Origin of the sequence: Hymenobacter sp. UYP22 (assembly GCF_040547285.1) — a bacterium.
In the GTDB taxonomy this organism is placed as follows: Bacteria; Bacteroidota; Bacteroidia; order Cytophagales; family Hymenobacteraceae; genus Hymenobacter.
Map to the genome: position 1 here is coordinate 149,029 of NZ_JBEPPK010000009.1, position 24,027 is coordinate 173,055.

Annotated in this window: 19 protein-coding genes; 13 read left to right on the forward strand and 6 right to left on the reverse strand. The window is 63.7% G+C overall.

The genetic code is table 11. The features are described 5' to 3' along the window. The first annotated feature begins 55 nt into the window (after positions 1-55). The 12 genes from ABIB60_RS15055 to ABIB60_RS15110 all read left to right on the forward strand — a co-directional run bounded on the left by ABIB60_RS15055 (position 56) and on the right by ABIB60_RS15110 (position 17,375). Positions 56-379, forward strand: a complete 324-nt coding sequence (locus tag ABIB60_RS15055) for a plasmid mobilization protein (RefSeq protein WP_354581022.1) — start codon at positions 56-58, stop codon at positions 377-379. Continuing rightward, complete coding sequence (locus ABIB60_RS15060) at positions 376-1,245, forward strand: relaxase/mobilization nuclease domain-containing protein (RefSeq protein WP_354581024.1); 870 nt, start codon at positions 376-378, stop codon at positions 1,243-1,245. The genes ABIB60_RS15055 and ABIB60_RS15060 overlap by 4 nt, the downstream gene beginning before the upstream one ends. A 179-nt stretch (positions 1,246-1,424) precedes the next feature. After that, positions 1,425-1,835, forward strand: coding sequence for a helix-turn-helix domain-containing protein (locus ABIB60_RS15065; protein WP_354581026.1), 411 nt, complete (start codon positions 1,425-1,427; stop codon positions 1,833-1,835). Positions 1,836-1,858: 23 nt separating this feature from the next. Next, positions 1,859-2,734, forward strand: a complete 876-nt coding sequence (locus ABIB60_RS15070) for an aldo/keto reductase (RefSeq protein WP_354581028.1) — start codon at positions 1,859-1,861, stop codon at positions 2,732-2,734. Positions 2,735-2,934: 200 nt separating this feature from the next. Next, a complete protein-coding gene (gene mobC / locus ABIB60_RS15075) occupies positions 2,935-4,944 on the forward strand; it encodes a conjugal transfer protein MobC (RefSeq protein ID WP_354581030.1) in 2,010 nt (669 codons plus the stop codon). A gap of 218 nt (positions 4,945-5,162) precedes the next feature. Then, positions 5,163-6,935 carry a DUF3945 domain-containing protein gene (locus ABIB60_RS15080; RefSeq protein ID WP_354581031.1) on the forward strand — a complete coding sequence of 591 codons (1,773 nt, stop codon included), beginning with the start codon at positions 5,163-5,165 and terminating at the stop codon, positions 6,933-6,935. Positions 6,936-7,040: 105 nt separating this feature from the next. Then, positions 7,041-9,101 carry a toprim domain-containing protein gene (locus ABIB60_RS15085; RefSeq protein WP_354581033.1) on the forward strand — a complete coding sequence of 687 codons (2,061 nt, stop codon included), beginning with the start codon at positions 7,041-7,043 and terminating at the stop codon, positions 9,099-9,101. A 706-nt stretch (positions 9,102-9,807) separates the two neighbouring features. Next, entirely contained in the window at positions 9,808-10,275 is a 468-nt protein-coding gene (locus tag ABIB60_RS15090; protein ID WP_354581034.1) for a LexA family protein, read from the forward strand. Positions 10,276-10,336: 61 nt separating this feature from the next. Beyond that, on the forward strand, positions 10,337-11,662 hold the full coding sequence (locus ABIB60_RS15095; RefSeq protein WP_354581036.1) for a Y-family DNA polymerase: 1,326 nt from the start codon (positions 10,337-10,339) through the stop codon (positions 11,660-11,662). 191 nt (positions 11,663-11,853) lie between these two features. Further along, positions 11,854-13,194 carry a DNA/RNA non-specific endonuclease gene (locus ABIB60_RS15100; RefSeq protein WP_354581037.1) on the forward strand — a complete coding sequence of 447 codons (1,341 nt, stop codon included), beginning with the start codon at positions 11,854-11,856 and terminating at the stop codon, positions 13,192-13,194. Positions 13,195-13,238: 44 nt separating this feature from the next. After that, on the forward strand, positions 13,239-16,865 hold the full coding sequence (locus ABIB60_RS15105; RefSeq protein ID WP_354581039.1) for a hypothetical protein: 3,627 nt from the start codon (positions 13,239-13,241) through the stop codon (positions 16,863-16,865). A gap of 198 nt (positions 16,866-17,063) precedes the next feature. Further along, positions 17,064-17,375: a hypothetical protein gene (locus ABIB60_RS15110; RefSeq protein WP_354581041.1), complete on the forward strand. Its 312-nt coding sequence runs from the start codon at positions 17,064-17,066 to the stop codon at positions 17,373-17,375. A gap of 525 nt (positions 17,376-17,900) precedes the next feature. On the opposite strand, the gene ABIB60_RS15115 is transcribed toward ABIB60_RS15110, so the two are convergent. From ABIB60_RS15115 to ABIB60_RS15135, 5 genes are all read right to left on the reverse strand, one after another. Next, complete coding sequence (locus tag ABIB60_RS15115; RefSeq protein ID WP_354581043.1) at positions 17,901-18,488, reverse strand: Fic/DOC family protein; 588 nt, start codon at positions 18,486-18,488, stop codon at positions 17,901-17,903. Continuing rightward, positions 18,443-19,168: a recombinase family protein gene (locus ABIB60_RS15120; RefSeq protein WP_354581044.1), complete on the reverse strand. Its 726-nt coding sequence runs from the start codon at positions 19,166-19,168 to the stop codon at positions 18,443-18,445. Before ABIB60_RS15120 ends, ABIB60_RS15115 begins: the two co-directional genes overlap by 46 nt. 115 nt (positions 19,169-19,283) lie before the next feature. Continuing rightward, positions 19,284-20,249 carry a M23 family metallopeptidase gene (locus tag ABIB60_RS15125; RefSeq protein WP_354581045.1) on the reverse strand — a complete coding sequence of 322 codons (966 nt, stop codon included), beginning with the start codon at positions 20,247-20,249 and terminating at the stop codon, positions 19,284-19,286. 499 nt (positions 20,250-20,748) lie between these two features. Further along, entirely contained in the window at positions 20,749-22,827 is a 2,079-nt protein-coding gene (locus ABIB60_RS15130) for a T9SS type B sorting domain-containing protein (RefSeq protein WP_354581047.1), read from the reverse strand. Next, positions 22,824-23,108, reverse strand: coding sequence for a hypothetical protein (locus tag ABIB60_RS15135; protein ID WP_354581049.1), 285 nt, complete (start codon positions 23,106-23,108; stop codon positions 22,824-22,826). The genes ABIB60_RS15130 and ABIB60_RS15135 overlap by 4 nt, the downstream gene beginning before the upstream one ends. 149 nt (positions 23,109-23,257) lie before the next feature. Here ABIB60_RS15135 and ABIB60_RS15140 point away from each other — a divergent pair, with 149 nt between their 5' ends. Beyond that, positions 23,258-23,506, forward strand: coding sequence for a helix-turn-helix transcriptional regulator (locus ABIB60_RS15140; protein WP_354581050.1), 249 nt, complete (start codon positions 23,258-23,260; stop codon positions 23,504-23,506). An 89-nt stretch (positions 23,507-23,595) separates the two neighbouring features. Here the strand turns inward: ABIB60_RS15140 and ABIB60_RS15145 are convergent, their stop codons facing one another. After that, the gene (locus ABIB60_RS15145; RefSeq protein WP_354581051.1) at positions 23,596-24,009 is read right to left on the reverse strand and encodes a GNAT family N-acetyltransferase; all 414 of its coding nucleotides are present in this window, start codon (positions 24,007-24,009) and stop codon (positions 23,596-23,598) included. Positions 24,010-24,027: the final 18 nt, after the last annotated feature.

Below are 24,027 nucleotides of genomic sequence, written 5' to 3' on the forward strand. Positions count from 1 at the left end.
GAGAGCGAACATCACTGTTCAATAGCCATACCTCACGTAATGCCGTAAATAGATTATGAAATCAGAAAAGCCAGACGAAAATACTGCTGAGGCCGCGCGCACTTTACGCATTGATGTGCGCGTAAGTCCGGATGAAAAGAAGGAGCTGCAGGAGAAAGCTAAGGCAGCTGGTTATAAGAAGGTATCAGCGTATTTGCGGGACGTTGGTCGAGGGGTAGAGATAAAAGAAAGTGTGCCCCCGGAATTGCGACGGCAGTTGGTTGGCATTGGTACTAACCTGAATCAGATTGCGCGCCTGGCGCAGGCTGGCAAGTCGTTTAGCAACCATGAGGCGCAGCTGTTGGAGGCGCTAACAGTTATTAGAAGTTACCTGCTATGATTGCGAAAACTATTACGGGTAGCGACTTCGAAGGTGCGCTGACTTACGGGGCTGGGCAGCGGCAGGGGAGGGGAAAAGAGCCAGAAGAAGCGCCACTTTTAGTGGTGTCCAACGTGATTCCAGGGAGCCCAAAAGAGATGGCGCAGGATATGCAGGCCGTGGCGGCCCGGAGCAAGCGCGTGCAGAAACCGGTGTGGCATACGGTGCTTTCGTGGAAGGCCGGGGAGGCCGTAAGCCAGGCGCAAAAGGTGGCGGCGGTCAAGCGCTATTGTGAGCTGATGGGAGCGCCAATTGAGCGGCACCAGGTGGTCGTGTATGAGCACCGGGACAAGCAGCACGCCCACGTGCACATCTACCTGAACCGGGTGCCGATTGACGGTGGCCCGGCGTTGCGAACGGACAATAATTTCTACCGGCAGCCGGCCGTCACGCGGCAGATCAGCCAGGAACTGGGCATGGACCCGCTGCCCGAAAGGCGGCGTAGTTTGAAGGCACTGGACCCAACCAAGCAGGCGGCGCGCCAGCGGGTAAGCCAGGCGCTGGCGCAACTGCTGCGCCAGTCGGACCGGGAAGGGGAGCAGTGGCTGGCTTTGCAATTGCAAAGACTAGCCATCATGATTCGCTACACCCACGACAAGGGCGGGGTATTACGCGGCGTTAGCTTTGAAACGGATGGGGTGGCCCTGCGGGGCCAGGAAGTAGGCTATAAAGGCGCTCAACTGCGGCAGGCACTGGCAATGCCCGCGGGGCCGGGGATGGAGCCAGGAACTGAGCGCGCAACCCGTGGTGAAGTAGCGCCGGTGCTACCTGGGCCACAGTCCAGGAAACAGCCAAAGCGGGTAGCAGGGAGAAAGCCAAAGCGGTAAAGAGAGGCCCGGATTCGGCTCAGCAGCAGGCGGAAGGATTCGTGTTACAACGTACTGGTCGGGGCCGCGGGTGATGATTCGTTGACTGCCGTGAGAAACTTGATACTTCACCATTTTTTTGAAATCGCGTGCCGGACCTTTGTTTCCGCGCTGCAGGACTAACTCACAACCAACTACCCATGGCAAAGCTTCCGCAGGAGTACGTATCCCGTCAGGCGGAAATTGTCGCCCGTTTCCACCAGGCCCTGCACACGCACCTGGAGGATTTCCTGGCCGGCCGAGTTGAGCAGCTGCATACGCTCACCGAACTCGCGTCAGTCCTCTGCCTGCATCCCGGTCACCTGAGTCAAGTTATCAAAGCGGCCACGGGGCACCACGCCTGCCATTTCTACGAGCAGCGGCTCGTAGTGGAAGCAAAAAAGCGCCTGAAGGATACATCATTGCCGATCGGCACAATTGCCCGCCAGCTCGATTATGAAGTGTCCAACTTCACGAAGTTCTTTAAACGGTTCACCGGCCTGACCCCATCCCAGTACCGGAAGACCATCACCACTTCCGCTGAGGACAATCAGGTAGGTTGCCCGAACTGATTGTCCTGCTTTTTACCCATACTATGTCACACCACACAGTCCTTATCGGGGCCAGCACCGCTGCCCCGCTCACGGCGCGTACCCCTGGCTACGGCACCATGCGCCTTACCGGGGCGGAATTCTGGGGCGAGCCCCTTGATCGTCCGGGCGCTATTGCCCTGCTGCGCAGAGCCGTTGCGCTGGGCGTCAACTTTTTTGACACGGCCGATTTTTACGGCCCGGGCGTTACCAACCGCCTGCTCGCCGAGGCCCTGTATCCTTATCCGCCCGACTTGATTCTGGCTACGAAAGTAGGCGGGACCCGCGGCCCGGACAAGAGCTGGCAGCCCTACGCGCAGCCGGCCGAAGTACGGCTGAGCGTGGAGAACAACTTGCGGGAGCTGAAGCTGGAGCAGCTACCCCTAGTGCACTTTGGGAAGGCCGCCGGTAGCCCCGGCGACTACGAGGCTGCTTTCACCACCCTGCTGGATTTGCAGCAGGAAGGCAAGATTCTGCACCTGGGTCTTTCCAACGCCACGGTCGACCAGTTTCACCAGGCCTGGGCCTTGGGGACGGTGGCCAGCGTGGAAAATATGTATAGCTACACCCAGCGCCTTACTGATCCGGTCAGCCCGTACGGTTTCCAGGGCGGCGAGCTGCTGTCCTGGTGTGAGCAGTACCACATTCCCTTTATTCCCTTCTTTTCCCTGCAGACGTCTTTGCCCACCGGGCAGAACCGCATGCAGGAACTGGCCGACCTGAAAGGCGTCACGGTCGCCCAGCTTAACATTGCCTGGTTACTGCACCAGTCGGAGTGGATCCTGCCCATCCCCGGTACCACCTCCATTCAGCATTTGGCAGAGAATATCAACGCCGCCAGCATTACGCTTTCCCCGGAGGAGCTATCTTTTCTGGGCTAGCCTTCGGCCCCGCTTCCTGGCAGGGGGATCCTGACATCGGTTATAATTCGGGCTGAAAGAGTTCCTTGCTTCCGGGAGGCCGCTTACCCTTCGTGTGCTGAGCGTGCACCTCACCGCTGACTTCAGACCGCTCGTCAAGTAATCCGGGCCGGAGGTTGGGTGGGAAGGTAAGTTGCTTGATTCACCAAGTTGTTCAAGCGATGGAGGACGAAAAAGGGTTACGGAAAATCATGGAGTTTATGCGCCTGTTTGCCATCGGGCTGCTGGCCGTAAACATCTACTATTACTGCTTCGGCTACTTTCGCGGGTTGGGCTGGACGACCGGCGTGGTGGAGCACCTGCTGGAGAGCTTCACGCAGAATACGTTTCTGTTCAAGGCCAGCTGGGTCAGCAAGAGCCTGGCCGTGGTATTCCTGCTGCTGAGCTGCCTGGGCACGCGGGGGCGAGCTAACCAAGAACTCAAGGGCCGGACGGTAGCGGGCTCCGCCGCGCTGGGGTTGGTGCTGCTATTCGGGTCGGATGCCGTGCGCGGGCTGACGCTGGGGGCCGGGCTGACGACGGTGCTGTATGCCGGGCTGCTGACGACGGGCTTTCTGCTGCTGCTGAGCGCCGGGGCGTGGCTAAGCCGTCTGTTTAACAACGACCTGCTGAAGGACATTTTCAACAAGGAAAACGAGAGCTTCCCGCAGGAGGAGCGGCTGATGGAAAACGAGTACTCGGTGAACCTGCGCACCGAGTACTGGCTGCGGGGTAAGAAGCACCGCGGCTGGCTGAACGTGGTGAATCCGTTCCGGGCCACGATGGTGCTGGGCACCCCCGGCTCGGGTAAGAGCTTTGCCATCATCAACGAGTTCATCCGGCAGCACTTGGCTAAAGGCTTCTGCATGTACATCTACGACTACAAGTTTGACGACCTGAGCCGCATCTGCTACAACACGCTGCTGCGCCACCAGGACAAGTTTGACCGGTCGGTGGGCTTCTACGTCATCAACTTCGACAACCCGCGCAAGAGCCACCGCTGCAATCCACTGCTGCCCGAGCTGATGACCGACATCGTGGACGCCTACGAAAGCGCGTCGACCATCATGCTGAACCTGAACAAGAGTTGGATTCAGAAGCAGGGGGACTTTTTCGTGGAGTCGCCCATCAACTTCGTGGCGGCCATCATCTGGTTTCTGAAGCTGTTTGAGAAGGGCAAGTACTGTACCTTTCCCCACGTCATCGAGTTTCTGAGCCGCGACTACGAGGAGATTTTCCCGGTGCTGGCCTCATACCCGGAAATTGAGAACCTGGTAAAGCCGTTCGTGTCGGCCTTTCAGAAGGACGCCATTGAGCAGCTGGAAGGGCAGATTGCCTCGGCCCGGATTCCGCTGAGCCGGCTGGCCTCGCCCCAGCTCTACTGGGTGATGTCGGGCAACGACTTTACGCTCGACATCAACAGCAACGAGGAGCCCAAGGTGTTGTGCGTGGGCAACAACCCCGAGCGCCAGGCCATATACGGGGCCGCGCTGGGCCTCTACAACGCCCGTCTGGTGAAGCTGGTCAACCAGAAGGGTAAGCGCAAGTCGTCGCTTATCATTGACGAGCTGCCCACTATTTACTTCAAGGGCCTCGATAACCTCATTGCCACGGCCCGCAGCAACAAGGTGAGTACCTGCTTGGGCTTCCAGGACTTCTCGCAGCTGGAGCGCGACTACGGGCAGAAGGAGGCCGAGGTCATCAAGAACACCGTGGGTAACGTGCTGAGCGGGCAGGTATCGGGCAACAGCGGCAAGTGGCTAAGCGAGCGGTTCGGCAAGATTCTGCAGCGGCGCCAGAGCTTGAGCATCAACATGCGCGAGACGAGCACCAGCCTTTCCACGCAGATGGACAGCATGATTCCGGCCAGTACGATTGCCAACCTGACGCAGGGCAACTTTGTGGGGGCAGTGGCCGACAACTTCGGCGAAGAAATCGACCAAAAGGTTTTTCACGCCCGCATCCAGGTGGATGTGAAGGCGGTGGCGGCGGAAGCCAGCGGCTACCAGCCCATCCCCGACATTACCAGCTTCATCAACCCGGCTACTGGCAAGGACGAGGCCGAGGAGATGATTAAGGCCAACTTCAACCGCGTGAAAACGGACGTGAAGGAGCTGTGCGCCCGCGAACTGACCCGCATCAAGCAGGACCCGGCGCTACGCCACCTGATTAAGGAAAAGGCCGAGCAGTAGACTGCCATGCTTGTCCTGGTGTGGCAGAGGAAATGGGCCGGCCCGGCGATGCCGTTCGTGTACCCGGCTGGTACCTCACCCCCTATTTCCGACCACTCGTCAAGTTTCTGCTCCGCGCCTAGTGGGGGCCGATAGGTTTGCACAAGTCGAATTCCGGGCTGCCCAGCCGCGTGCTAAGCGGTTAGGGTGGCTTTTTCCTTCACCTACTCCTCTTTCCGATGGCTGAGCAAGATGACGAGATGACCCCAGTGCCGGTGCACCAGATAAAGGCCGGCGAAGCAGATGAGTCCTTGACTACCGGGCAGGCTCAACCCCCGCAGCAACCCGTACCCCAAGCCAACGAGACGGCTCTACCTCCAGGCGTTGCGCCGGCCGGTGATAAAGCCCCTGCGGCGTTGACACCTGATGAGCAGCCGAGCAAGGACCCGCAGGGGCAGGCCGCACCGGTAGGGGAGGGGCAGGAGGTGCCGGGCACTGACCTTGCTACTGATTCAGTGGCTGCGGCGCCCGTTGGCGAATTGCGCATCACCTGGCAGCAGAAAGGCGATGAGGTGGCCCCGCTGCTGGAAATGCGCGCTTACCTCGACCAACTGCGGGAAGCCGGTGTGGCCGTAGGCGCGCTGCAGTTCGAGCGTAACCCGGCCGGCAAGCTCATGGGAAGCTTTCCGGTCAGCTATGACCCCGAATCCAGCAAGCTGGGCCAGCTGGAGGCTACGTTACAGGGCTTCCGGCAGGTGAGCCACGGCGTGGCTGTGGTAGAAAAGCCAGAGCAGGCGGCCGCCCGCCGGCAGGAGGCGGGCTACGATGATGGCTACGAGCCCCCGCGCAGCAAGCAGGTGCGACAGGCATTCGATGCCGGGCAGTGGGACGCGCTGAGCGCCCAGCTCGCGGCCGTGCCCCGGCACGCGCTAACCGTCCCGGAGCAGGGACAGCAGGCCGCGGCTGAGCAGCGCGTGCAGCAGCTGGCCCAGCAGCAGGGCAAGAACACCGAGCAGGTGCTGCGCGACGGGAAAAGCATTTTTGACATTGACACCAGCGGCAACCCGGCGTCGGCCTTTCTGAAGAACTTCTACGCCCACCTGAACGGCGGCCCCAAAACCCGGCAGCACCTGGAAGTTGACTACGAGCAAACTCGCCAGGATTTGCAGGCGCGTCTGCTTCGCAAGGCGGGTACTGCCCAGGCGGAAGTGATACCCGACCAGGCGCCAGCTGCCCTAAGTGCCCGCGCGGTGGTCGTCGCCGATGCCAGCAAGCCGGCCTCTAGTGCCCCGCCATTCCAGGCCAGCGACGTGCCCCAGCAGGTGCTGGCTTCGCTGGGCCTGACCCTGCAGGCGCTGGAGCAGAACGGGCAGCTGGAAAAGATGCTGAATGGGCGGCAGACCAACCTGCTGGCCATGCAGGTAACGGGCCAGCCGGACCAGGACCCCGTTCGGTTTGAGGGTAAGATGGTGCTGCGTCGCGAAGCCGACGGCACGGCCACCCTGAAAATGGAGCTGCCCCAGGCCCGGCTGGTGATTCCGGGCGAGATTGGTGGCCTGCCGTTCACGCCTGAGCAGCGGCAGCGGCTGGAAACCGAGGGCAACGCCGGCCTGCTGCGCGGCCTCAAGGACGAGCAGGGCCGCACCTACAACGGCTACGTGGCCGTGGACAAGGCCATGAACAAGGTGGTGGTTCTGCCCGAGGACAAGGTGACGCTGCACGACACCATTGCCGGCGTTAAGCTCACGCCCGAGCAGAGCCACGACCTACGCGAGGGCAAAGTCGTGGCCCTGGCCAACATGGCCAGCGGCGACGGTGGCCGGCAGTTCGACGGCACCGTGCAGGTAAACGCCGCCAAGGCCTGCATCGAGGTGCGCCCCGCCGCGCATGAACTGGCCCAGCGCCAAGCGCCGCAGGTGCAGCAAATGCTACCAGCCGCTACCAAGACGGTGGTAGCAACGCCGGCCAAGGAGCAAACGACGCCGGTGAAAACCCGGGGCCCGCGCCACTAAGTGGGCCAACTGCTTCCACGCCATTACCTACCTAACCCAAGCCCGGAAGCTCTTTTCCGGGCTTCTTTTTTCTGGGCCTTCCCCGGTCTTACCCATCCCCAAGCCATGGAACACGAGCTGACTTTTCAGAAAATCAAGGAGCAGGTGGAGTTGCCTGAGCTGCTGAGCCATTTCGGCTACACCCTCAAAAAAGGGGAACACCTGGGCCGGGGCAAGTGGCATGTATTCGAGGGCGATGATACCCTGGTCGTGTTCAAGGGCCGGGGCGGCGACTGGATGTACTTCAACGCCCAGGATGACCGCGACAAAGGCAGCGTCATCGACTGGATGAAGAACCGGGTGAGCTCGGGACGTATTGCCGGCATTACTCAGCCGCCGGGCCGCAATCTGTGGCAGGCCGTCAACGACCACTTCCGCGCCTACCTGAACCTGCCCGAGGCGCAGCGGCCCCGGCTCGAATTGCCGCCCATTGCCGAAACCGCGCCCGGTGAGAAGTTCCACAGCATCTTCACCAAGGACTGCCGGCCGCTGGAAGATACCTCGTACCTCGAAGAAAGGGGCATCAGCCCGGCTACGCTGCGTCACCCGCAGTTCGTCGGGCGCATTCTCAATCACCGGCACACCGTGCAGCGGGCCGGACTACCGCCCAAAACCTTCGTCAACACGGCCTTCCCGGCCTACCACGCGGGGCGGGTAGTAGGACTGGAGCTGAAAGGTGCCGGCTTTAAAGGGCAGGCGCCGGAAAGTCAGTTTTCCCGCTCCTTGTGGCTGAGCCGGCTGCCCGAGGGCCGGCCCGCCACGGTGCTCGTGGTCAGCGAGTCGGCCCTCGATACGCTGTCCTACGCGCAGCTGCACCCCCAGGAAAGCGCCCTCTACGCTTCCACCGCCGGCACGCTTACCCAGAACAAGATTTTCGAACTGAAGCGGCTATTGCGCGAGGAGCAGATTCCGGCCATCCGGGCCGCGTTCGACAATGACACCCAGGGCCACTACTTTGACACCAAGCTGCTGGCGGGCTTTGCCAGTGAGCAAAACCCGATAAAAATAGTGCGCGAGCACCCGCACCTGCTAACCGTGGAGATCAACACGGCCAACTTGCCCAGCGTCCAGGCGGTAAGCCAGCAGCTCAAAGCCTTTAATGCGAAACTTAGGGACCAGTACTACCGGGAGAGCGGCGAGCCGGTTTCACCGGCCATACCGCAAACCCTGCGCGACGAGCTGATCAGTTCGGCCAGACAGGGCCCGAATACCTATCAGTTTCATGTGCCCATGAACCGGGAGGCGCTCGGTTCCTTTAACCGGGCCATCGGTCGGCACTTGCAGTACGAGCAGAAAATTGAGCTGATCAAAAGCCAGGGCAAGCATTGGAACGAGGACTTGCAGCAGGACCAGTTACGCGGGGTAGTCAAGCGTGAGCTCGGGGGCGTGGACGAAAGTCAAGGGGGAAAAGTCACGCCGCAGCAAGCCCAGGCTGAAGCCCACCAGCAGGGGGAGCGTCTGGTCGTCGTGCAGTTTCGCGAGAGCCGCGATACCATGTCGCAGTTAACGCAGGTGCAGCAGAGCCTGGAAAAAGCCGGTCTAACAATCGACCATTCCCTGCGGCTGGATTCTACAGTGCCGAGAGAATTGGCAACCGCAATAACGCTGCGCTACTCACTGGTTTCGCCGCAGCTCCCGGCCATTAGCCAGGCGCTCGACACAGTGGCCGCCCATCCCAGGGCTACGCTGATAGAACCGGCGCAGCATGCCGCGGAACGCCGGCAGCTGGTTGCCAGCCGGCAGCAGGCCGAGCAGCAGGCCGGCCCGCAGATTCTGCCCAGCGATTCCCCGGCCCACGATCAAGCCCGCTTATCGTTCATGCAGGCGGCAAGCTCACTGGCGAAAGAGTTACGCGAGAGTGGGGCCGGTTTGGAAGCGGCATTTCTGCAGCAGCTGAGCAAGAGTCTACTGCGTCAGCCGGAGATAAAAGGCATCGACCAGGAGAATCTGCAGAAGGTTATGGCTCGGGTCGATAAGTTGCCCGCGCTCAGTGAAAGCCCCGCCGCGCAGCAGCTACGGCAAGCGGTACACGTCCTAACCACGCCCGCAGGGGCTGCTGTCCAGCAAGTGCAGCCGCAACCGGAGCTACCCGCACCGGACGTGCGCAAGCGTGGGCCTAGGCTTTAGCTCGTTGCTGTTATTCTGCAACCAAGACCCTTACCACACTGGCAAGGGTCTTGGTTGCAGAATAACAGCATCGGCCACAGCCAGCCCCTAGACTGGCCACGCTTACAGAGAAAGCCGCTCCAGCGACGAGGTCGCAGAAACCGAAGTACCAGCCGGATAGGGGAGAGGCCAGCAGCCCGGTCATGGTGCCGACCTACTTCCCCGCTGACAGCCGTTGGGGAGCTCTTGGTAGTTTTGAGGTGCTGCCCGATTGGTGACAGTGCCAAAGCCCTGGCGTGCAGGTGGTTCTTCTCTTCGGCCGCGGGTTAAAGCCCTAGCGCCCAAGTCGCCCCGACCACCGGGGGCCTTCGCGCCGGACACTGAGTGCCCGTACCCGAGTGGGCGGCTGCCCTACCGGCCAGGAACCTTGGCTGCCTTGGCGGTGGGGAATTCGCCGCCAAGGTGCCGGGCCAATAAATAGGCCGCACCGAAGGCTACTGCCTCCCGGCAAGCGTGCCGGTATCGCGACTGGCAAGACCCTGCTTCCCCGGCTGTCCTCTGGTAGTTGCACACTTTTAAGTTTAAATAATACCGGATATAACTGTCTGGTATCCGGGATTTTACTAGCAACTACACCCAGTCTGCACGCTGTTGGCGCAGCTAAACGGGTTAACTTTTTACTAATATAGTTAGTATACTTGCCGGATTCCCCTAGTGCCCGCGCTCTATGACTTCTGTTGCCCTGATCGACGTCGGTACCCCGACCACCACCCTCTGGCTTCCGCTCTACGCCAGCCTGGTGCCGGCCGGCTTTCCTTCTCCCGCCTCCGACGAGCTCGAGGAGCTCTTTGACCTGAACCGCCTGCTCTTCCGCCACCCCGAGGCGACCTACCTGGTGCGCGTCTCGGGCGAGAGCATGCAGAACGCCGAAATCCACGCCGGCGATTTGCTGGCCGTCGACAAACACCTGGAGGCCGACCACAATCACATCGTCGTGGCCGTAGTGGAAGGCGAGTGCACCGTCAAGCGCCTGGTGCGCCGCGGTACGCAGTGGTGGCTGCAGGCCGAGAACCCGGCCTACCCGGACTACTTGATCACCGAGCCGGAGAACCTGCGCATCTGGGGCGTGGTCACCCACGTGGTCCACGAGCTGATCCCGGGCAAGCTCACAGCCCTGCTGCGCAGCCGCGACTAACGGCCACTCCATCCCCCCTTTGCATTCTCTGCGGGCCAGCCCCGCCTAGCTGCCCCCCTCTATGTTCGGACTCGTCGACGGCAACAACTTTTACGTGAGCTGCGAGCGGGTCTTTCAGCCCCGGCTCGAGGGCCGCCCCGTCGTGGTGCTGAGCAACAATGACGGCAACGTGGTCAGCCGCTCGGCCGAGGCCAAGCAGCTAGGCATTGCCATGGGCGCCCCCTACTTCGAGGTGCGCGCCCTGCTGCAGCGCCACCAGGGTCAGGCTCTGAGCTCCAACTACGCCCTCTACGGGGACATGTCCCGGCGCGTGATGGCCCGCCTGATGGAGCACGTGCCCGCCGTGGAGATCTACAGCATCGACGAGGCCTTCCTAGACCTGCAGGGGCTCACCGCCTTCGGCGGCCCGCTGGAGGCGCGGGCCCGCACCCTGCGAGCGGACGTGCTGCGCTGCACCGGCATTCCCACATGCGTGGGCATGGCCCCGACCAAGACCCTGGCCAAGGCGGCCAACCGCCTGGCCAAGCAGTACCCCGAGCTGCAGGGCATCCTCCGCCTGGATACGCAGAGCCGGCGGGAGCGGGCCCTGCGGGCCTTGCCCGCGGCGGACGTCTGGGGCGTGGGCCGCCAGTACGCGCTGGTGCTGGCCCAGCACGGGCTGCACACAGCCTGGCAGCTAAGCCAGGTAGGGGAGGGGTGGGCCCGCAAGCACCTGGGCGGGGTAGTCGGGTGGCGCCTGGTGCAGGAGCTGCGGGGCCAGCCCTGCCAGGGGCTGCTGCCCAGCGAGGACAGCCCGCTGGCCCGGCAGAGCCTGCGCTGCTCGCGCTCCTTTGGCCAGCGCCTGACGGCCTTCGAGGATGTGTGGGGGGCGCTGACCACCTACCTGAGCCGGGCAGCGGAAAAGCTGCGCGCCCAGAGCGAGCAGGCGCATATGCTGACTGTGTTTGTAAGCCAGGACCGCTACGACAGCCGCCTGCCCCCGCCCTTCACCCGCTCGGCCACGCTCACCCTGCCCAGCGGGCCAACCAGCGACACGCTGCAGCTGCTGGGCTACGCCCGCCGCCTGCTGGAGCGGCTCTACGAGCCGGGCTGCCAGTACGTGAAGGCCGGCGTGGTGCTCGACGGGCTGGAGCCCCCCGGCCGGGGCCAGCAGCTGAGCCTGTTCGCTCCTACCAGCCGGGAGGCCCTGGTGGCCGCCCCCGACCCAGGCCGGGCCCAGCAACTCATGAGCGCACTCGATGGCTTGAACCACCGCTTTGGCCGCGGCACCGTGCGCCCGGCCGCCAGCATCCCCGCCGCGGGGCAGCCCGCCCCCTGGCTGGGCAAGGCCCAGCACCGCAGCCCGGCCTACACTACCTGCCTGAGCGACCTGCTGGTGGTCCGCTAACCCCGTGGGCCTGAGCCTGCATCCGCTGGGGCGAGCTGACCCGGCCAGGCACTGGGGGCGCCGCACCTAAAGCCCGTGTTTCCGAATTGTTACCATCCACTTTTCCTTTACACTTTCCCTGGTAAATCCTGGTATTTTTAGGGCCTGGATAACGCATCCACTTTGTACCTGCTTTCTGCTCAGTTTACTTCATGTCCTTCTCTATCGTTCCTCGGGCTGCTGGCCTGAGCCTGCTGCTGGCCCTGTCCGGGTGGCTAAGCCCCACTGCCCGGGCCCAGACGACCACCACGGAATCTTTTGATTCCGGCGCCAAAACCACGTATCCAGCCGCCGCCGTACCCCTGGGCTCCGGCTCCTGGACCTTCGACGATGCCCTGCTCGGGGCCGAAGCCCAGGACCACCGGGCCGGTACTCAAGCGGCCCGCCTGCAGCAGCGCGGCACGCTGACCATGGACTTCTTCCTGCCCGACGGGGCCAGCACCGTCACGGTCCAGCATGCGGCCTACGGCACGGATGCCACCGCCGCCTTCGAGCTCTGGTACCAGACCCAGGGCTGCCCGGACTGGGTGCGGGTGGGCTCGCCCGTAGTGGCCACCGGCTACGCCCTGCAGACGGCCTCGTTCTCGGTCAACGTGCCCGGCTCCCTGCGTTTTCAGCTGCGCAAGGTCAGCGGCGGGGCCGCCCGCCTGAACCTGGACAACTTCGCAGTCGCCAGCTTTACGGCCACGCCTCCGCCCGTAGCAGCCGGCGACGATGAGCACCTGACCATGGGCAACCCCTCCGGGGCCGTGGCTGACGTGAACATGCCCACCAACTACCTGCTGGAAAAGCCCCAGTACGCGCTCAGCTACCACCGCGATCAGGGCAAGCCCAACTGGGTGAGCTGGTACCTGGCCCCGAAGTGGCTGGGCTCGACGCCCCGCCAGGATGATTTTCGCGCCGACCCGACCCTGCCCGCCGGCTGGTACCGAGTCAGCACCGGCAGCTACTCGGGCTCGGGCTTTGACCGGGGCCACAACACCCCCTCGGCCGACCGCACCAGCTCCGTGGCCGACAACTCGGCCACCTTCCTGATGACCAACATGATTCCCCAGTCGCCCACCAACAACCAGCAGACCTGGGCGGCGCTGGAGGACTACGGCCGCACGCTGGTCGGGGCCGGCAATGAGCTCTACATCATCATGGGCTCCTATGGCAAGGGCGGCAGCGGGGAAGTGCGGGTGAGTGGGCAGCCCAACCGCCCGGTCTTTGCTGAAACCATTGACCAGGGCCGCGTCCAGGTGCCCAGGCGCGTCTGGAAAGTGATCGTGGTGCTGCCTCGGGGCACCAACGACGTGAGCCGCGTGAATGCCAGCACCCGCATCATTGCCATCGACACGCCCAACGACAACGGCATGACCCGCAACTGGGGTCAGTACCGCACCACGGTGGACGCCATCGAGGCCGCTACCGGCCTAGACTTGCTCTCGGCCCTGCCCACCAGCGTGCAGCAGGTGGTGGAGGCCCAGGTCGATAACGGCCCCACCAACTAGCCCCCCCGGTATCCCTTCCCTTCCTGATCTTTTTCGCTTTCGATATGCAGGCTTTTTCCTCCCTGACGCGCGTGCTCACGGCCCTGCTGGTGCTGCTGAGTTTTCGCAGCCAGGCCCAGCTCCAGCTGACCAGCTCCACCCCCGTTACGCAGACCTTTGATGGCATGGGCTCTGGCGCCACCGCCGCCGTGCCCACCGGCTTTCAGCTATCCGGGGGGACCTCCCCGGCCTACGGGGCGAGCAGCAACACGACCGTGACCACCCAGGCCGGGGGCACCACCGGCACGGGGGCGCTGAACAGCACCTCCACCGGCGGGGCCTACAACTTCGCCACCGGCGCCACAGCCAGCAGCACGGACCGGGCCCTGGGCTACCTGTCCTCCAGCGGCTACAGCTCCCCGCGTAACATCCTGCTGGCCGTGCGCAACGCCACGGACCAACCCATGACCCGGCTGCTGCTGGAATATGATATTGAGAAGTACCGCACCGGTACCCGCGCCTTTGACTGGCAGCTGCGGCTGAGCCGCACGGGGGAAGCCAATACCTGGTCCGGCTTCGTTGCAGAGGGGTCCCAGAGCTACCCGGCTGACGCGACAACGGGCGTGCTGGCTACCCCGACCTCCAGCCGCAAAACCGTCGAACTCGGCCGTTTGGAGGCCGGCACCACGATTTATCTGTGGTGGCAGTATATCGGCAATGGGGGCAGCACCAACGCCCAGGGGCTGGGCCTGGACAACCTTACACTGACGCCCACCCTGGGCAGCGCACCGGTAAGCCCCACCATCACCACCGGATCAGTGACGGGTAGCCCCTTCTGCGTGGGGGCGGCCGGGGCCGCCGTTGTCGTGCCGTTCACGAGCACCGGCAGCCTGTCGGGCTCCTTCGTCGCCCAGCTCTCGGATGCGGCCGGGGCCTTTTCCCTGGACCTGACCCAGAACCAGATCGGCTCGGGCACCAGCTCCCCCCTGGCCGCCACGCTGCCGGCCGGCACGCCCGCCGGCGCGGGCTACCGCATCCGGGTGGTGCACGTGCTCTCCGGCACCGTCGGCGAGCCCAACCCTGAGAACCTGACCCTGACTACTCCGCCCACCCGCAACAACGTGAGCCTGAGTTCTACGGACGCGCAGAGCATCACCGCTACGGGCAGCGGCACGGCCATTACTGCCACGGCGGAGGCCTCCTCAACTGTGGCCTGGTTGTACGGTACCAGCAGCACCGGCCCGTTCACGACGGCCATCACCGGGGCTACGGCCGCCAGCTACACCCCCAAAGGAGCTGATTTCGACGGGGCGGCCGGCACCTATTACCTGGTGGCGCGCGCCACCAGCACCTGCGGCCGCGTAGAGGGCACCAGCTCCCCGGTGACGATCACTGTCACGGTGCCGCAGCCCGTGGTGACGGCCACGCCCAACCCGGTGCCGGATTTTGGTTCCTTGGTGGTTGGCGCGGCCTCCACCCCGCAACCCGTGACGGTGACGGCTAGCAACCTCTCCGGCCCGCTGACGCTGACCCCGCCCGCGGGCTTCCAGCTGCGCACCGGTACGAGCGCCTTCAGCTGCGCCGCCCTGGTGCTGCCTGCTCCCGGCGGCAGCCTCTCCGCCTCGGTGGAGGTGCGCTTCGTGCCCGCCCTGGTCCAGCCGTACACCGGTACGATCACCCTGACGACGAACGGGGCGGCTAGCCTAACGGGCATTGCGGTGTCAGGCACCGGCACGGCCCCGGCGTATCCGCCCAGCGTGCGCACGCTAGTGCCCACGGCCAGCACCGCCACGACCACCACCAGTGGGGGAGACGTGCTGGAGGACGGGGGCAGCCCCGTCACGGCCCGGGGCGTGGCCTACGCCACCACCGAGGCGCCCACCACCCAGGACGACTTTACCACCGACGGCAGCGGGGGCGGAGCGTTCACCAGCGAGCTGACCGGCCTGCTGCCCAACACGACCTACTACCTGCGCGCCTACGCCACCAATGCCCAGGGCACCAGCTACGGGGAGCAGGTGAGCGTGACCACCCCGGGCGTGTCCCTGGCCACGGAGCCCACCCAGGGCAGCACGCTCACGGCCACCACCGTCTCGCCCACCAGCGTGACGCTGGCCATTAGCGCGGGCAACGGGGCCAAGCAGCTGCTGGTGGCAACGCCAGGCCCGGCCCTGGCCTTCCAGCCCCAGGACGGGACCACCTACGCGGCCAGCCCCGCCTTCGGGCAGGGGGATCAGCCCGCCGCCGGCACCTTCGTGGTAGTGGCCGGCCCGGCTTCTACGCTCACGGTAACCGGGCTCGCGGCCGATACGGAGTACACCTTCGCCGTCTTTGACTACAACGACGACAACACCAGCGGGGCGGAGAACTACCTGCTCACGCCCCACGGCGAGCTGACCCTGTCCACGCCCCCGCTGCCGGCCGGGCTGCTGCTGGCCGAAAACTTCGATTACCCGGCCGGGGAGCGCCTCACCGACCACGGCTGGACGGCCCACAGCGCGCCCGGCACCAGCCCCATCTTGCTGGAAGGCGCCGGCCTGAGCTACAGCGGCTACGACGCGGCCGGCTTTAATCGGGCGGCCGCCGGTAACGCGGCCGCGGCCCTGAGCGCGTCGGGCGAGGACGTAAGCCGCACCTTCCCCGGGCAGGCGGCTGGCACGGCCGTCTATGCCTCCGTGCTGGTGAGCGTGAGCAGCGCCTCCTCGGCCGATTACTTCCTGCACTTCAGTACCGATCCAGTGGCCAGCACCTTCCGGGCCCGCCTGTTCGTGCGCTCAGCCACGGGCGGCAAACTGCAGTTCGGCGTCTCGGGCAGCGGTAGCAGTACGACCATCCAGTGGGACCCCACGCCCTATGAACTGAACACGACTTACCTGCTGACCATGCGTTACCTGTTCGGCCCCTCCGGCACGGAAACCCGCCTGTACGTGAATCCCGGGCAGACCGAGCCCGCCACGGCCAACGTCACCAGCACCGAATCCGCCACCTCAGCTCCGGCCAGTATTGGCGCTATCGCCCTGCGCCAGGGCTCCAACACGTCGCCCCTGCTGCTGGACGGGCTGCGCGTGGCCAACAGCTACAGCGCCGCCCGGGCCTTTGTTTCGCCAACTGCCCCGCTGCCCGTGACCCTGACCCACTTCGGGGCCCAGCGCCAGGCCACCGGAGCGGTGCAGCTCACCTGGGCCACGGCCCAGGAAATGGGGGCCCGCCGCTTCCAGGTGCAGCGCAGCGCGGACGGCCGCCGCTTCCAGACGGTGGCCACCCAGGCCGCCGCCGGCACCAGCACCCAGGCCCGCCAGTACCAGGCCCTGGATGCCACGGCTCCCGCCACCCAGCTTTACTACCGCCTGCAGCAGCAGGACCAGGATGGCACGCTGCACTACAGCAGCGTGGTAGCCGTTGGCCAGCTGGGCGCAACTGTGCTCCCGGCTGCGCTGACCGTGGCCCCGAACCCGGCGGGCCCCACGCAGCCGCTCACGCTGACCGTAACCGCTCGCGCCGGGCAGGCGCTCACGCTGCAGCTGCTCGACAACGCCGGCCGCCAGCTGTACGCCCAGCCCCTGCGGCCGGAGACGGACCACGCGTCGCTGCCCGTGCAGCTGCCGGCCACCCTGCCGGCGGGTACCTACCTGCTGCGGTTGACCGGACCCGGGGCCGCGCCGCTGCACACGCGCCTGGTGCTGACCCGGTAAGCGGGCGTTCAACCAGATTTTAGCAAAACGGCTACCCAAGTTGGGTAGCCGTTTTGCTGAGGCTATTGCTGGCCGCCGGCCCGCCGCTTGCCCGGAAGTTTTATGGCAGCCGAGCGGCCATCCGCCTGCGGGGGACCCGGGAGGGCACCGTGCTCAGGCACCTCGACGGCCCCTACTGGAACCGGAGCCTGTCGCTAATTGCCATATAAAGCTGCTTTTTTCTTCAACGACCCATTCAATGCCTCGTACCATGCCACAACGCAGGCGGAGTTGGAGCAGGTGCTACAGTTTTATCAAGCTTCCCGGGTGGTGGTCGGCCATTCGGGCGTGGACCAGGTGACGGCTGATTACGACGGAAAGGTGCTGAAAATTGACGCCAAGCACGGCCGGGAGAAGGAGAGCTCCCGGACGCCGGGCCTGCTCATCGAGCACGGAGCCGAGTACCGGGTGAACGCACAGGGCGAGAAGACGAGTATCGGTACGGCCGTACAGGCCAACTCCTCTCGCTAGCTACTAGGCGGGCGATGCCATGACGCGCCGTCTGGAGCAGACGAGTCACTACACCTAGCTTCAGATAGATCCTGTTACCGGGATACCGGGAGCCGCATCCGGCTATACACAGAGAGAGTGGAGGCTTAACAGGATACGCTATGAAAATATACATGCCACAACGCTTCTGTTGTGTGGTGTTCCAGCTCCAGGCTGATGGCGCCTTCGCAAGCGAAAACAGCCCCCACCCGCGTCTGAGTGGGGGCTGTTGTTACAATAGGCTTTTGCTCTACTACTCCAGAACACACACCTGTCAACCCGGAGCAGCACGGCAAACCTAGGAACTTTCCAGGGCTTCTGCTGGTAGAAAATAAAGTATACCTTTATTTTCGGACATGAAACTACGTGAGCGCTACCGTCAACTGCAGGATCCCGCCGTGGTAAAAGCTATGGTGGTACGGTCGGTGTATGCCTCTATGGCCCTGGAAGAGCAGACCGTATCGGTTGAACGCTTGGAAGCCCTTTACGAGCAGACCCAGCCTACGACTACAGGGTCCGCAGCTGGTCGCTGATAAGCTGCTGCAGCGGAAGCAGGTCGTATCCATCCGCTTGTCGAATTGCCTGCAGGTACCGCGTGCGGGCGTCTCCCTGCTCCCGTTGATATAGCACTACCTCTTGGTAGCCGTAGGAATAGGACAGTAGGTTGGTAAAGAGTCGGGCTGTGCGGCCGTTGCCGTTGGTGAACGGATGGATAGCCACCAGACGATGGTGGGCATAGGCCAGCAGGCCGGCTACCTCGTCCTGCGTGGGCTCCGGGCCCAGCAAGGTTTGGCGGTGGCGCAGCTCGTCGATGAACTCGTACAGGAGTTGCGAAACTCGATTGGCGGCGGGCGGCAGGTAGGCCCCGACATTGGGCACCTGCGTGCGCCACTGTCCGGCCCAGTCGTAGATACGCCCGAAGGCGCGCCGGTGCAGATCCTGCAGCAAGGCAACCGAGAGGTCAACCGGGTAATCCAACTCCTCCAGGAGGTACCGTTCCACGGTAGCCACGCCTAACGCCTCTTGCTCGTTAAGGACTTCTTTGTCAGTTAGCCCAAGCAAATTATCCTCGGGGGCGTCGGTATAGTGTCCCATGCAGCAAAGGTACTCAGCTGGCCACGCGTTGAAGCAGTTGCTGCACGGACATGGGAAAGAATTGCTTCCCGCGACGGGTATCGGTAGCCGGACTCGTTGAGCCCCTGGGCAATCTGCTGCAGCGTGTGGCCCCGCGCTTGCAGCAACGAGGCCAGCCGGGCGGCTTGGCGGTTGGCCTGGTGGGTGCGGACATTCTGCTGGCGCACCTCCCGGCCCTTGGCCACTGCTTCGGCCGTCAGGTTGGCCGGCGTACCGAGTCGGGCCCCGCGGGCTTTCTTGGCCTGCAAGGCATCGGTGGTCCGCTTGCTGATGGTCTCGCGCTCGTGCTGGGCCATGATGGCAAACAACCCGACGGTGAGCGTATTGCCATCAGGCATGTCGCAGCAAACGAAATCCAGGCCCGAGTCGCGCAGGGCGAAGATGAAGCCGGCGTTACGGGAGAGTCGGTCCAGCCTGGCGATGAGCAGCGTCCCCCGACCCTTCGGGCCTCGGCCATGGCGGCCGCCAGCTGGGGCCGGTGGTTCGTTCTTCTTGCCGCTCTCCACTTCCACGAATTCGGCTCCCAACTGCCCCTCACTGGCGGCGAAGCTGTGCACGGCCGCGCGCTGGGCGTCCAGGGCCAGGCCGGCCTGGCCCTGCTTGAGGGTGCAGACCCGATAATGGGGAATATACTTCCTCATATAGGGGGCAGTGGGAAAAAACGGCCCGCAAGATAGGGGGTACAACGTTTTACAAACGACCGTGTACAACATGTAAATGGCCCCGAATACTATTGTCTAACCTGTTTACTAGCCTCTACTTGAACTCAATGACGTTTCCATCTAGGGGGAGCTGGTGCTGCTTCGGTTGGGGTGGGGCAGTGCCCAGCGATACCGGCACCGAACGGTCTAGAACCTCCCCGATAGTTGCTGTGCCCAAATGCTTGAAGCTTTGGAAGACAAAGGGTAAACCTTCCGACTCCTCAAACGTGGCGGCGGTCGCAACCTGAAAATGCAGGTGCGGGGCGTTGGCGTTGCCCGATTGGCCTAGTCGGCCCAGCACGGTGCCGCGCCGTACCCTGTCCCCTACCTTAACGGAGAGGCTGCCAGAGAGTAGGTGGGCATACTGCACGAAGACGTGCGGGGCGATTTCCAGCACTACGAAATTGCCCATCAGCCCGCGCACGGTTAGGGCTGTGGGCGGAGGCAGTGGGGCGAGGGGCACCTGATTGGGCTCGCCGTCGCGCAGGTCCCGCACCACGCCGTCGGCCACGGCCAGTACCGGAGCTCCGTAGCCGTTCCAGTCAGCTACGGCGGACTCTGCGAGTTTACTGCGCTCGGTCTTTACGGCGTGCCGGGTTGCGTCCAGGCCAAAGAAGTCGATGGCGTAGCGTTGTGGGATGGTTGTCTGCCCGTTGGCTACCACCACGCTACCCCAGTGGTGTGTGTGCGGATTGCCCGGTCCTTCGTGCACCAGCCACACGCCCTTCCCGAGTGGTGGCCCTAGTACCAGCGGAGCAGTAGTTGTTAGCGGGGTGCGCACACCGTCGACCACCTGGCGTTTGCCTTGGCTGGTTTCGAAAACTAATTGGTGGCGCAGGTGCTGAACGGCCGCGTGCTGGGCGGGCAGCGTGAGCCACACGAACAGGACAGCCCGCCGGCCAGCCTCAATTGGTACGCCGCTCGTGGCGGTATCGCGGCCTTGCAGCGGATGAGCCAGCAGAGCGGGGAGCTGCGCGGTGGTGAAAGCGGCGAGAGGTTCAGCACTGTCGTTGGCCAACACGGCTAGTTGTTTCAGAACCAGCGTGCCCGTGCTTTGGTAAAAGTTTGTGATGTGCAGTTCATAGGCAAGGTGAGCAAGCCCGTCGCTGCCCACTACCATTTGGGGACAGTGCGGTGCGCGCACCTCCACCTCTGCTTGTCCGAGTTGCGCCCAAGCAGGGGAGGTGTTACTCAGTGCCAGTAGGTAAAGTAAAAGTAGTAGCCATCTACGAGCGAAATTAACCCCGTCTTTTTGCCAGTTCATGAAGGCAAAGAACGGCAAAATGCTATTTCACGCGTTCTTCGTAAGGCCAAAAATCACCACGATTCCCAGAGCGGTTTTATAACTTATATCACCTTAAGCAACTATTTCAAGATAAAGGGGAAATTTTCTCTGCTTCCCTGCTGCCCCCGAAAGCCTGATTACCTGCGCGCCTGCGGCAGAGCCACCAAGCCCCGCACTCTCAACCAGTGTATCCAGCAGTATCTCAACGAGGGCGACGGTACACCCATCCGCTGCCCTACTCCGGACGTAGCACTTCCAGCCACCCCCGGTACTGCTGCCCGGAGTAGGTGTTGCGCAGCCGGTAATAATAGATGCCCGCGGGCAGGCCGGGGGCCTGCCACCGATTATCATAACTGAGCTGGTCGTGCACCTGGCGTCCCCAGCGGTTGAAAACAGTCAGGTGCCAGTCGGTTACTTCCACCCCCTGCAGCACAAACGCATCGTTGAGCAAGTCCCCATTCGGGGTGATAATGTTGGGGATGAAAACGCGGCAACCCTGGTCGAGCGCGGTGCGGGAGGCGGTAGCCGTGCAGCCCGTAGGGCTGCGCACCTCCACGGAGTAGGTGCCGGGGCCGTGGGCAACGTAGGTGGCGGCCGTTGACCCATCAAACCACTGGTAGGTGGTGCCGGGCGACTGGGGACCCACCCGAACGACCCACCGGGCGGAGGCGCAGACGGTCGTATCAGCCCCTAGCAGCAGGGTGAGGGGCGCAGGCAGTTGCACCCGACTGGTGGCTTGCCCCACGCAGCCTTGAGGGCTGGTTACCGTGACGGTGTAGCTACCGGCTGTGGTGGCCAGGTAAGTAGGGCCGGTACTGCCGTCTGACCAGCGAAAGGTGCTGCCCGTCGGCCAGTTGCCGCGCGGCCGCAACAGCACCGGCGGGCAGGCCAGGGTATCGGCCGGCAAGCGCGGGGCTGGCAGCGGGTAGACCGTGACCAGTTGGATGACGGTAAGCGGCGCGGCCAGCGACGGATGCGTGGCGCGGAGCGTAACGCGGTAGGTGCCGGCCTGAGAATAGGTATGGGCAGGCGCTGCTCCGGTGCCCGCATTGGCCGCCCCTGTAGCAGGGTCACCAAAGTCCCAGCTGAATGCAGCCCCGCTTAGCGCCAGACTGCTGGTAGCCGTGAAAGCAACCGGTGTGCCCGCGCACGCCGCGACGGCCGTAAAGGCTACCGGTGGCTGAACCCGCCGCGCGGGCTGGTTGGGCAGCCCCGCCACCGCCTGCTTGCCCCCCAGGTAAGCCCCGTTATTCTGGTAGCCGCAGCCAACTCCTCGTACGTTAGGGCTGCTGATGACGCCTAGGTAGTTACTCGCGTCAATGCTGAGGTAGAGTCGCCCGTCAGGTCCCGCCTGGATAGCCCCGCCGAAGCGCGGCGTCACGGCCAGTGGCACCCCGGAAGTGGCAATGGCCGCGCCTGAACCGGCCAACAGGTCGTACTGGTAGAGCGTGGACTGCACCAGAGCCGTCGGGTTCAGGCGGGTAAGGTAGAGCAGGCGGCTATCGGGTGAAAACTCTACCCCGTAACTGTCGTCAGTGGCGGGCAGAGAGATGTCGTTGGTCAAGCGTCCGGTCGCCGGGTCGAAGTCGAATAGTTCCGTGTCGGCCCCCCGCCGGCTCATGGCTAGCCGGGTGCCCGTGGCCGAAGCACGCAGGTACCCGACGGCGTGGAGGTAGGGTTTAGCCGCCGGAACATCGGCTTGTACTGCCCCGATGCGGGTGAGCACCGGCGGCTGCAGGCCGGTGCGGGTCAGTAAATAGGCGTAGAAGGCATTGGTGCCCCACCCGTGCACGAGCACCCACGTATCGGTGCCGTTAGCGTGGGGCACCAAGGCGATGCGCTCCGTGACGGGCCCGGCGGAGAGCCGCACGTTTTTGGCGGTGACTTCCCCCAGCCCGCCTTGTCGGCTCATGTCCACGATGTTGTACTGCAAGCCGTTTGCCAGCTGGTTCTCGACCGCGTCGGCCGTGAACAGATAAGCGCGTTGCGGGTTGGCCGGGTCGGGCACCGCGGCCACGCCCTGGGTGGAAGAGCGGTTGCCCCCCAGCCCGGATCCGTTGACCATCACCTGGTTCGCGCGGTTCCAGACCCGCTCCCCGTTGCTATAGAACTGCAGCTGGCCCGTACTGTCGCTGAGGCTGACGCATCCCTCGCCTACCTGCATGGCGCTGGTGGTCACGGGCGCCGGGGCCCCACTAGCAGGAAAGCGCAATGCGGCGTTGCTGCCAAAATACCAGGCGTGGTACTCGCGCTGTGCCCAGGCAGATTGGCACAAGGCCAGCAGCGCAATCAGGCTCAGTAACCTTTTTCTCATGATTCAGGAATAGCCTTGCTCCAGGGAGGCAGCACTTTGCCCTTGGTAAAGATACTCCTCGGAATGATGGTGCATTGGGGCCTAGTGACGGAAGGCGTTTTGCCGGGCTCGTCCCGTTCGGAAACCTGCACGCGGTACGGGCCGTGCACCAACTGGCGCCAGGCATCGTAGGCCGTGAGGGTAATGTCACCAGTTGGTTTGCGGACCGTGTCGCTGAAGCAGTAGATAGTGTCGCTCAGGCCACTACGGCTGCGGACGCTGGACACGTAGGAGGTGAACACCGGGTCGGTGGCACAGTTGCGGCAGAGCAGGGCATAGGGCGTCCTGCGTCAAACGGTTGGTACCAAAGTCAACCCTAGATAAGAGGGAATAGATGTGGGGAGAATGGCTGACTAATTTTAGCGTTTTACTAGCCTTTACCCGCCTAGGCATGAACCGCATCGACCGCCTTTTTGGCCTGGTTACCCTGCTGCAAGCCCAGCGCTACGTACCAGCTGAGCGCGTTGCCGCGCAGTTTGGCATCAGTGTTCGCACGGTGTACCACAACATCCGGGCCCTGGACGAGCAGGGTACCCCTATAAGCATTCGAAGTGGGGTAGGGTATTTCCTGGTGCACGGTTGCTTTTTGCCGCCAGTCAGCTTCTCCCAGACGCCCAGGCCTAGGCGGGGGCAAAGGTAGGCAGGTTGGGTAGGCGCATAAGGCTGAACACCGTAACGTAACAGGGGTGGTAAATGGCACTCGCCGCCCAGCGGGCAATCAGGAGCAGGCTATTTCTGTAGCGGCAGCTTTAGGCCGTCATGTGAATGCACGAAGCCCAGGCTTTCGTAAAAACGCTTGGCTCCGGGTCGTTGTTTATCGGTGGTCAACTGCAGGACGTAGGCCCCCTTCGTGGCAGCGCGCTGGATGGCATACTGAAACACCTGGTGTCCGATTCCCTGGCCCCGGTACGCGGCCTTCACGCGCACGCCTTCTATCTGGGCGCGCAACCCGCCCAGGTGCGTTAAGTACTGCAGAAAGCTCAACTGGAACGTGGCGACTAGCTCGCCTGCTCGCTCCACCACGGTTAGCTCCTGCTGGGCATCATCGGCAATGGCGCGAAAGGCGCGGGTGTAGGCGGCGGGCAGGGGCCGCGTAAACTGCTCTCGGGTTGCGCCTAGTTCGTCGTCGGCAAGCAGTTGCACAAGGCCGAGAAGGTCTGC

What these genes read in the sequence shown, in the direction of transcription:
- ABIB60_RS15100 (WP_354581037.1), top strand. Translation starts at nt 11,854, where the DNA reads ATGTCCTTCTCTATCGTTCCTCGGGCTGCTGGCCTGAGCCTGCTGCTG.
- ABIB60_RS15080 (WP_354581031.1), top strand. Translation starts at nt 5,163, where the DNA reads ATGGCTGAGCAAGATGACGAGATGACCCCAGTGCCGGTGCACCAGATA.
- ABIB60_RS15130 (WP_354581047.1), bottom strand. Translation starts at nt 22,827, where the DNA reads ATGAGAAAAAGGTTACTGAGCCTGATTGCGCTGCTGGCCTTGTGCCAA.
- ABIB60_RS15105 (WP_354581039.1), top strand. Translation starts at nt 13,239, where the DNA reads ATGCAGGCTTTTTCCTCCCTGACGCGCGTGCTCACGGCCCTGCTGGTG.
- mobC (WP_354581030.1), top strand. Translation starts at nt 2,935, where the DNA reads ATGGAGGACGAAAAAGGGTTACGGAAAATCATGGAGTTTATGCGCCTG.
- ABIB60_RS15115 (WP_354581043.1), bottom strand. Translation starts at nt 18,488, where the DNA reads ATGGGACACTATACCGACGCCCCCGAGGATAATTTGCTTGGGCTAACT.
- ABIB60_RS15055 (WP_354581022.1), top strand. Translation starts at nt 56, where the DNA reads ATGAAATCAGAAAAGCCAGACGAAAATACTGCTGAGGCCGCGCGCACT.
- ABIB60_RS15120 (WP_354581044.1), bottom strand. Translation starts at nt 19,168, where the DNA reads ATGAGGAAGTATATTCCCCATTATCGGGTCTGCACCCTCAAGCAGGGC.
- ABIB60_RS15090 (WP_354581034.1), top strand. Translation starts at nt 9,808, where the DNA reads ATGACTTCTGTTGCCCTGATCGACGTCGGTACCCCGACCACCACCCTC.
- ABIB60_RS15065 (WP_354581026.1), top strand. Translation starts at nt 1,425, where the DNA reads ATGGCAAAGCTTCCGCAGGAGTACGTATCCCGTCAGGCGGAAATTGTC.
- ABIB60_RS15070 (WP_354581028.1), top strand. Translation starts at nt 1,859, where the DNA reads ATGTCACACCACACAGTCCTTATCGGGGCCAGCACCGCTGCCCCGCTC.
- ABIB60_RS15095 (WP_354581036.1), top strand. Translation starts at nt 10,337, where the DNA reads ATGTTCGGACTCGTCGACGGCAACAACTTTTACGTGAGCTGCGAGCGG.
- ABIB60_RS15085 (WP_354581033.1), top strand. Translation starts at nt 7,041, where the DNA reads ATGGAACACGAGCTGACTTTTCAGAAAATCAAGGAGCAGGTGGAGTTG.
- ABIB60_RS15060 (WP_354581024.1), top strand. Translation starts at nt 376, where the DNA reads ATGATTGCGAAAACTATTACGGGTAGCGACTTCGAAGGTGCGCTGACT.
- ABIB60_RS15140 (WP_354581050.1), top strand. Translation starts at nt 23,258, where the DNA reads ATGAACCGCATCGACCGCCTTTTTGGCCTGGTTACCCTGCTGCAAGCC.